This is a genomic window from Corallococcus llansteffanensis (assembly GCF_003612055.1).
Lineage (GTDB): Bacteria > Myxococcota > Myxococcia > Myxococcales > Myxococcaceae > Corallococcus > Corallococcus llansteffanensis.
Genome location: NZ_RAWB01000448.1, coordinates 1 through 8,225 on the forward strand (window position 1 = coordinate 1; position 8,225 = coordinate 8,225).

Sequence of the window (8,225 nt, forward strand, 5' to 3'; positions counted from 1 at the left end):
CCCGCCGCCCAGCCCCAGGCCGTCGCGGCCCAGGCCCAGGCGCAGGGCACCAAAGTGCTGGCCACGCCCGTCACGCGCCGCATGGCGCGCGAGCACGGCCTGGACCTGGCGGACATCTCCGGCAGCGGTCCCCAGGGGCGGGTGACGAAGGCGGACGTGGTGGCGGCGCTGGAGGGCAACGGCGCGCCGAAGAAGAACGAGGTCACGGCCCCCGCGCCGCAGGCCACGCGTCCGGCGGTGCCGCTCTCCACGGGGCGGGGCGACGAGCGCATCGCGCTGCGCGGGCTGCGCAAGAAGATCGCCGAGAAGATGGTGCGCTCGAAGTTCACGATGCCGCACTTCGCGTTCGTGGAGGAGGTGGACGCCACGGACATGGTGGCCCTGCGCACGCGGCTCAACAGCCAGCTCGCGGCGGCCGGTGACGGCACGAAGCTCACGTACCTGCCGTTCATCGTGAAGGCGACGATCGCGGCGATGAAGAAGTTCCCGCACCTCAACGCCAACTTCGACGAGGCGTCGCAGGAGCTGGTGGTGCGCGGCGAGTACAACATCGGCATCGCGGTGGCCACGCCGGACGGCCTCACGGTGGCGGTGGTGCGCAACGCGGATCAGCTCACGCTGGGGGAGCTGGCGAAGGAGATCTCCCGCCTGAGCACCGCCGCGCGCGAGCGCAAGCTGAAGATGGAGGAGCTGACGGGCGGCACCTTCACCATCACCTCGCTGGGGCAGAGCGGCGGCCTGTTCGCCACGCCCATCCTCAACCACCCCGAGGTGGGCATCATGGGCGTTCACAAGCTGAAGAAGCGCCCGGCGGTGAAGAACGACCAGGTGGTCATCCGCGACATGATGAACCTGTCGCTCTCGTGCGATCACCGTGTCATCGACGGTGACGTGGCGGCGAGCTTCGTCTACGAGGTCATCAAGTACCTGGAGGCACCGGACCTGTTGTTCCTCGCGATGGCGTGAGGACTCGCGTCGCGGTGCACGCCCGACCGCCCTGACTCCGGGGGGCGGTGGGCGCGGGGGGTCTTCCGGAAAAGAGAAGCTGAGGCGGGCACCCGCGATGGCCGACAATCCCCGTGAATTGATCCGCGCCGCCCAGGCCGCCGAGCTTCAGGGAGACATGACGCGCGCGGCGGACTGCCTGGAGCAGGCCGCGGCGCTCTACCAGAAGTCCGGGCACACCTCGCGCGCCTCGCAGCTCCTGCGGCAGGCGCGCCAGCTCAAGAGCCGGTCGCCGGACGTGAGCCCCGCCTTCGCCGCGGCGATGGCGGCGGGCAAGGACGCTGTCGGGTTCCGCTCGCTGTCGTCACAGCCCTGGAGCGACGCCGTGTCCGCGGCGTTCAACGACAAGGCCGAAGCCGGGGCGCAGGGGGACCTGCCCCCTCTGTCCGACCCCGGGGCGGACGACCCCGCGGTGCTGCATCCCTCCGGTCGCCATGATGCCGTCGCGCCCGGGGTGAAGGTGTCCACCGAAGCGGCGGGGCTGCCACGGCTTGCCCAGCGGATCGCGGCGGTCGGTGCCGGAAGCCCGTCGCCGGCAGCCGGAGGCCCGCCGCACGCTCCCGCGAGCGAAGCGGCGCCCCGGTCCGAGCCCGAGCCCGAGGATGCCGACGACGACAGCGACGATGTCATCGTTCCTGGAGGGCTGCTGCGCCCGCTGGAAGAGGACGAGGGGCCAGCGCCCTCCGCGCCGGAGCGCGGCCGCCGCCGGGAGAAGCGCCTCATCGAGCGTGGTCCCACGCGTGCGGATCCCGCGCTGGACGCCTGGTGTTCGTTCTGCTGCCGGCCTCGCGGAGAGGTGGGGGACCTGGTGGCGGGCCCGGCGGGCGCGTTCATCTGCAAGGGCTGCCTGGGCGAATCCCAGGGGCTCCTGGGCGACGTCGTCCCGCCCCCCGTGCGCAAGCCGGTGGAGGCACACGAGCCCGCCGCGGGCGTGGAGATGGTGGGCCACGACGAGGTGCGGACGCTGCTGGAGCGCACGCTTCAGGCGGGCGCGCGCTGCATGCTCCTCGTGGGGCCGGAGGGCTGCGGCAAGAGCATCTTCCTCCAGGCGCTGGAGCGGCGGGGCCAGGGCGTGCTCACGTCGGTGGAGCTCCTGGAGTCCACGGCGGGCACGGCGCCCCTCCTGGTCGAGGACGTGGACCGGCTGGAGCCCGGCGCGCAGGCGGCGCTGGTCGCGTTCATCGCGAGCCACCCGGAGCGCGCGGTGGTGATGAGCGCGCGCGGCGCGGTGTCGTCGCTGGGGCTGTGGGTGCGAGGGGAGGGCGGCAGCCTGCCCGTCCCCACCACGGCGGGGCTGACGGAAGCGGTGCAGGGCTCCATCCCGGTGTCGCTGCTGGAGCGCGTGCAGGTGCTGTTGCCGGTGCGCCGTCCGACGGTGCCGGAGCTGGTGGAGGTGGCGCGGCGCTCCCTGGCGCTCCGCCGTCCGGTGGTGTCGCTGTCGGAGGAGGTGCTGGGCGCCTTCGCGGCCGAGGCGGTCCGCTCGCCTCGCGCGGGGCATGAGCTGCGCGCGCTGCTGTCGCGCGTGTACGCCGGCACCTGGAGCCTGGAGTCCGCGCAGACGCCCGCCGCGCCCACCCGAGGGGGGCGGAAGGGGACGCCATGAACACGCTCACCGTCTTCCGCCTGGGCCGGGTGGAGTACGAGGACGGGCTGAAGCTGATGCACCTCTTCGGCGAGGCCCGCATGCAGGGGCTCGTCGGGGACACGCTGCTGCTGCTGGAGCACCCGCCCGTCCTGACGCTGGGCCGCGCGGCGAAGCGCGAGAACATCACCGCGTCGGATGCGCGCCTCGCGGAAGAGGGCGTGGAGGTCTTCGACACCAACCGCGGCGGCGACGTCACCTACCACGGGCCGGGACAGGTGGTGGGCTACCCCATCCTCCTGCTGCCGCCGGAGCGCCAGGACGTGCGCCGCTACGTGCGCGACGTGGAGCGCGGCCTCATCCAGGCGCTCGCGGGCTTCGGCCTCACGGCCGCGCCCATCCCGAAGTGGCCGGGCGTGTGGCTGGGGCAGGAGGGCTCACCGGACGCGCGGAAGATTGGCGCCATCGGCGTGCACCTGTCGAAGTGGCTCACCACGCACGGCTTCGCGCTCAACGTGAACACCCGCCTGGAGCACTTCCAGCTCATCGTCCCGTGCGGCATCCGCGAGGCGGGCGTCACGTCCATGCAGCGCGAGCTGGGCCACGCCGTGCCCGTGCCGGACGTGGAGGAGGCGCTCGCGCGCGAGTTCAGCCAGGTGTTCGACGCCCGGCGCGTGGACGGCGCGGTGGCCCTGCGCACGGTGAGCGTCGCCGTGGTGCGGGGGCAGGGCCCGGAGGCGCGCGTGCTGCTCTTGCGCAGGACGCCGGAGCGCGGCGGCTTCTGGCAGACCGTCACCGGCCGTCTGGAGCCGGGAGAGTCCCCCGCCGACGCCGCGCGCCGCGAGGTCGCGGAGGAGACGGGCCTGCACACCGAGCCCGTGGACCTGGCCTACCGCCACGCGTTCGCGCTGGGGGACGCGCTGCCGCCAAAGCTGGTGGAGGAGCACGGCTTCGCGGTGCACGTCGCGCCCGAGGCCGGGGTGCGCCTGGGCCCGGAGCACGATGCCTTCGAGTGGGTGGACGTGCCCACCGCCCTGCGGCGGCTGCCCTTCCGGGGCCTGCGCGAGACGGTGGATAGGGCGTTCCGGCAGCGACGTCCGAGCCCGCCGACTACAGCTTGAGCACCATCGCCTCCTTCGCGGCGATGGCCTCCGGGCGCTGCTTGCGCACCTGCCGCACCAGCTTGTCCATGGCCGCGTCGTCGCGGCCCGGATCATGGTGGAAGAGCACCAGCTGCTTCACGTCGCTGGCGTCCGCCGCGCGCACCGCCGCCTCCCAGGTGGAGTGACCCCAGCCCGTGCGGCCCCGGTACTCGTCCTCCGTGTACATGGAGTCGTAGATGAGTGCGTCCGCGCCGCGCGCGAAGTCGAACAGGCCCTTGTCCAGCGCGGTGCCGTGCTCCACGTCCGTCGCGTACACCAGCGAGCGCCCACCGAAGTCCACCCGGTAGCCCACGTTGCCGCCCGGGTGGTTCAGCTCCAGCGTGCGCACCGTGGCGTCGCCCACCGGGATGTCCTCGCCCACGATGACGTCCCGGTACGCCAGGCGCGTGCGGAACACGTCCTCCGCCGTCACCGGGAAGTACGGGGGCACCATCTGCCCGGCGAGGATCTGCTTCAGCGACTTCCCGTCCCGGGGCGACCCGTACAGCGTCACGTCGTTCGCGGGGGAGAACATCGGCCCGAAGAACGGCAGGCCCTGCAGGTGGTCGTAGTGGTAGTGCGAGATGAAGATGGACGCCTTGACGGGCTTGCGCGTCGCCGCCAGCGCATCCCCCAGGCCCCTCGCACCCGAGCCCAGGTCGAAAATCAGCAGCTCGTCCCCGCAGCGGACCTCCACGCACGGCGTGTTGCCGCCGTAGCGCTTCGTCTGGGGACCGGGCGAGGGGATGGAGCCGCGCACCCCCCAGAAACGCACCTCGAAGCGCGAGGTGCTCCGCCGGGCCGGGCGCCTAGCCGGCCTTGGCTTCTGTGTCGTCGTCCTCCGCGAAGAGCTCAATCAGGTGCCCCGTACGCTCGCGCTTCGTCTTCAAATAGTCGACGTTATGCGGATTGTGCTCGGTCCGGGAAGGGATTCGGCGTCGCACCGCCACACCTTCCTCCACCAGCCCGGCGATCTTCAGCGGGTTGTTGGTGATCAGGTCCACCGAGTGTACGTCCAGCGAGCGCAACATCTCCGCCGCGACGTCATAGGAGCGCAAATCATCCGCGAAGCCGAGCTGCCGGTTGGCCTCGTAGGTGTCCAACCCCTTGGACTGGAGGGCATAGGCCTTGATCTTGTTGCCCAGGCCGATACCCCGGCCCTCCTGGCGCAGGTAGAGCACCACGCCCAGGCCGTTCTGCGTGACGAAGTCCATGGCCCGGTCCAGCTGCTCGCGGCAGTCGCACTTGAGGCTGCCAAAGACTTCGCTCGTCAGGCACTCGGAGTGGATGCGCACTGGCACCCCCTCCAGCCCCGCCGGCTCACCCACCACCAGCGCCACGTGCTCGCGCCCGTTGCGCTTGTCGCGGAACACGATGGTCCTCAGCACGCCACGGGCCGTGGGCACGTCCGCCTCCGAGTACCGCTCCAGGTGCTGGGTCGGCTTTCGGGTCGGCAGGACCTGGGGTGGGCGCTTGTCGGACATGGTGGGTCGTCTCCCAGTGGAGGGGCGGTTTTTCTCGCCCCCCCGGATGCAAGTCAAGGTGGCACTCCCCTTCTAGAGGGGACAGCGGCCATAAGTTGGACGTGGGACCTGGGCTCTTCGTTTCTCAGGCCACCCACGACAGGGGGATCAGCTCGACATGGGAGCCATCAGTCAGGCTGCTGTGCTCCCGGGGGAAGTGCAGCAGGTGCGTGGCTGCCGACGCTGAACGCAAGGCACCCGACGTTTGCGTCCCGAGGGGCTTCGCCCACAGCTCGCCCGCCCGCCAGGTGGCCATCACCCGCACGAAGTGGGCAAGCCCTGGCGCCTTCGACAGCCGGCCTTCCAGGCGTCCCGAAACCCGAGCGGGCTCCACGTCCTCCAGGCCCAGGAGGCGGCGCAGGGCGGGGCGGACGAACAGCTCGAAGGTCACCAGCGACGAGGTGGGGTTGCCGGGCAGGCCCAGGAAGAGGGCGGCGCCGCGCTGTCCCACCACCAGTGGCTTGCCGGGCTTGATGGCCACGCGCCAGAAGTGCTGCGCGACGCCCAGGGCCTCCAGGGCGTCCTTCACGAAGTCGTGGTCGCCCACGGACACGCCGGCGCTGGTGAGGACCACGTCGAAGCCGTCCGCGCGCGCCAGGGCCTCCCGGACGGCCTCGGGCGTATCCCGCGCGATGCCCAGGAGCGTGGGCACACCGCCCGCGCGCCGCACCGCCAGGGCCAGCGCGGGGGCGTTGGTGTCCACGATGCGGCCTCCGGGGGGCTCGTCCACGCGGCACAGCTCATCGCCGGTGGACAGCACCGCCACGCGGGGCCTCCGGGGCACCGGCACGGACGCCATCCCCTGCGCCCACAGCAGGCCCAGCTCCGGGATGCCCAGCGGGGTGCCCCGCCGCAACAGCACGTCGCCCTCGCGCGCGTCCTCGCCCCGGGGGCGGATGAACTGGCCCGGGCCCGGCGCCTCCAGGATGTCCACGGTGTCCGGAGCCTCGGGAACGGGGCGGGTGCGCTCGCGCATCACCACCGCGTCCGCGCCGGAGGGCAGGGGCGCCCCGGTCATGATCCGCGCGCAGGTGCCGGGGACGACCTCCCGGACGGGCAGCTTCCCCGCGAACACCGTCTCCCCGACGGTGAGCCGGATGGGCAGCGGGCCCAGGAGATCCGCCGTGCGCACCGCGTAGCCGTCCATCGCGGAGTTGTCCCAGGGGGGCAGGGTGCGCCGGGCCAGGACGTCCTCCGCCAGCGCACGACCCAGGGCGTCGTCCATGGGCACCCACTCCGGGGGCAGCGGCGTGCACAGCCCGAGGATCCGCGCGCGGGCCTCCTCCACGGGCAGCAATGCGGGAGCGTCACTCATGCCCGGATCTATAGCGGCGCGAAGGGTCCCCCAGGGACGTTTTCGCAACCAAAGTCCGAGAGAAAATCAAGTGTTAGTTTGACAGCCCAACTGATCACCGTTACAAGCAACCGTGATCGCGAGGCTCGCGTCCAACAGCAGGGGCGTCCCGCCAACCCGTTGATAGCACACGGGAAATTTTCAAGGAGACAGCGTCGATGGCCAAGCCCAAGTCCGGGGCGAAGAAGCCGACTCCCGCTGCAAAAGCCGGTGCGAAGCCTGCCGCGAAGAAGGACAACGCGGCCCGCCTGGATCTGATCAGGAACGCCTCGAAGAAGGTGGCGACGGCCGCGACGAAGGTCGTCAAGGCCGTGGCCGAGGGGGCGAAGGGAAAGGTCGCGGCGGTGAAGAAGGCGGTGGCGGAGAAGGTCCCCGCCGCGGCCAAGGCGGCGAAGGGGGCCAAGGCAGCTCCACCCGCTGCCGCTCCCGCGAAGGCCGGCAAGGCCTCGCCCGCGGCGGCTCCCGCTTCCAAGGCCGTGCCTGCCGCGGCCGGGAAGAAGGCAGGAGGCAAGGCGGGCTCCAAGGCCCAGGCCGTGCCCTCCGGTCCTCCCGTGGAGAAGCCGCGCCCGCGCGCGACGAAGCTCCCCCCCGTGGGCGAGCCGCTCACCAAGCGTGAGATGGAGCAGCTGCTGACCGCCGGCGAGGGCCGCGGCGTGATGGGAGAGGGCAGCCTCAAGGGGCGGCTCATCCTCAGCGGCGAGCTGCCCCACCTGGTGGTCGTGGGTCGGGACAAGCGCGAGCTGACGTTCCTGCTCCAGGGGCCGGATCAAGAGGTCCTCCCGGCGTACGTGGACCACAAGGTCTCCGTGAGCGGGATGATCCGCAAGACGACCAACCACAGCGGCGTGGTGGAGGTGCGCAAGTACTCCGCCAAGAAGCCGGAAGTGGAGGAGGTCGCGCCGCCGCCCACCGACTCCGAGCCCAAGCTGCGCTACCTGTCGCCCGGCGAGGTCTCCATGGCCGTCGCCGCCGGCATGGGCGCGGGCATCAAGGGCTTCGCCAGCATCCGGGGCAACCTGGAGATGATGGGTGACGACTTCGTGCTCGTCGTGTCCAACGGGGGCACGCGCCAGCAGGTGTCGTTCGCCATCGAAGGCAAGGCGGCGGTCAAGAGCCTGCGCAAGTACGTGGGGCAGACGCTCCAGGTGACGGGCGTGGTGGACAAGTCGTCCGGCTGGGGCGGTCGCATCACGGCGGAGAACGTGGAGCCGCGTCCGTCCGAGGCGCGCTCGGTGTCGCGCGACGAGATGGAGCTCGTGCACATCGAGGGTGAGGTGCCCACGTCCGTGGACGTGAAGCTCAACCACGGCCTCACCGTGCGCCTGCAGGAGCAGCCCGGCGCCACCTGGGCCATCGAGCCCACGCTGGCCAAGCGCGTGGGTCTGCGCGAGGCCAACTTCGAGCCGGGTCCCAACGGCGGCCCGGCCACCCGCGAGTTCTTCTTCACACCCCGCAACCCCGGCTCCTTCGAGATGGAGTTCTTCCTCGCCAAGGCGTTCACGCCGGGTGTGGTGGAGCGCTCCTTCAAGATCAACGTCACGGTCAGACCCTGAGGGTCTGGCCGCCCGGGCCCTCCCTGGACCGCAAGGTCAGCCGGGGAGGGCGAATGGGGCCAGGGG

7 protein-coding genes are annotated in these 8,225 nt (G+C 71.7%); 4 read left to right on the forward strand and 3 right to left on the reverse strand.

Annotated features, from left to right (window positions below):
• The 3 genes from D7V93_RS31440 to lipB all read left to right on the forward strand — a co-directional run.
• Positions 1 to 966 (forward strand): dihydrolipoamide acetyltransferase family protein (locus D7V93_RS31440; protein ID WP_147451432.1); only part of this gene is annotated, 966 nt, incomplete at its 5' end.
• Positions 967 to 1,063: 97 nt separating this feature from the next.
• On the forward strand, positions 1,064 to 2,608 hold the full coding sequence (locus D7V93_RS31445; RefSeq protein ID WP_120646897.1) for a ClpX C4-type zinc finger protein: 1,545 nt from the start codon (positions 1,064 to 1,066) through the stop codon (positions 2,606 to 2,608).
• Positions 2,605 to 3,708, forward strand: a complete 1,104-nt coding sequence (gene lipB / locus D7V93_RS31450; protein ID WP_120646898.1) for a lipoyl(octanoyl) transferase LipB — start codon at positions 2,605 to 2,607, stop codon at positions 3,706 to 3,708. The genes D7V93_RS31445 and lipB overlap by 4 nt, the downstream gene beginning before the upstream one ends.
• On the opposite strand, the gene D7V93_RS31455 is transcribed toward lipB, so the two are convergent.
• The 3 genes from D7V93_RS31455 to D7V93_RS31465 all read right to left on the reverse strand — a co-directional run bounded on the left by D7V93_RS31455 (position 3,698) and on the right by D7V93_RS31465 (position 6,567).
• A complete protein-coding gene (locus D7V93_RS31455; RefSeq protein WP_120646899.1) occupies positions 3,698 to 4,504 on the reverse strand; it encodes an MBL fold metallo-hydrolase in 807 nt (268 codons plus the stop codon). The two genes, lipB and D7V93_RS31455, sit on opposite strands and share 11 nt — an antisense overlap.
• Before the next feature lie 34 nt (positions 4,505 to 4,538).
• On the reverse strand, positions 4,539 to 5,213 hold the full coding sequence (ribA, locus tag D7V93_RS31460) for a GTP cyclohydrolase II (protein WP_120646900.1): 675 nt from the start codon (positions 5,211 to 5,213) through the stop codon (positions 4,539 to 4,541).
• A 124-nt stretch (positions 5,214 to 5,337) separates the two neighbouring features.
• Positions 5,338 to 6,567 (reverse strand): molybdopterin molybdotransferase MoeA, encoded by a 1,230-nt coding sequence (locus D7V93_RS31465; RefSeq protein ID WP_120646901.1) that lies wholly within the window; start codon positions 6,565 to 6,567, stop codon positions 5,338 to 5,340.
• A 197-nt stretch (positions 6,568 to 6,764) separates the two neighbouring features.
• Here D7V93_RS31465 and D7V93_RS31470 point away from each other — a divergent pair, with 197 nt between their 5' ends.
• Positions 6,765 to 8,159 (forward strand): protease inhibitor I42 family protein, encoded by a 1,395-nt coding sequence (locus tag D7V93_RS31470; protein ID WP_120646902.1) that lies wholly within the window; start codon positions 6,765 to 6,767, stop codon positions 8,157 to 8,159.
• The last annotated feature ends 66 nt before the right edge of the window (positions 8,160 to 8,225 follow it).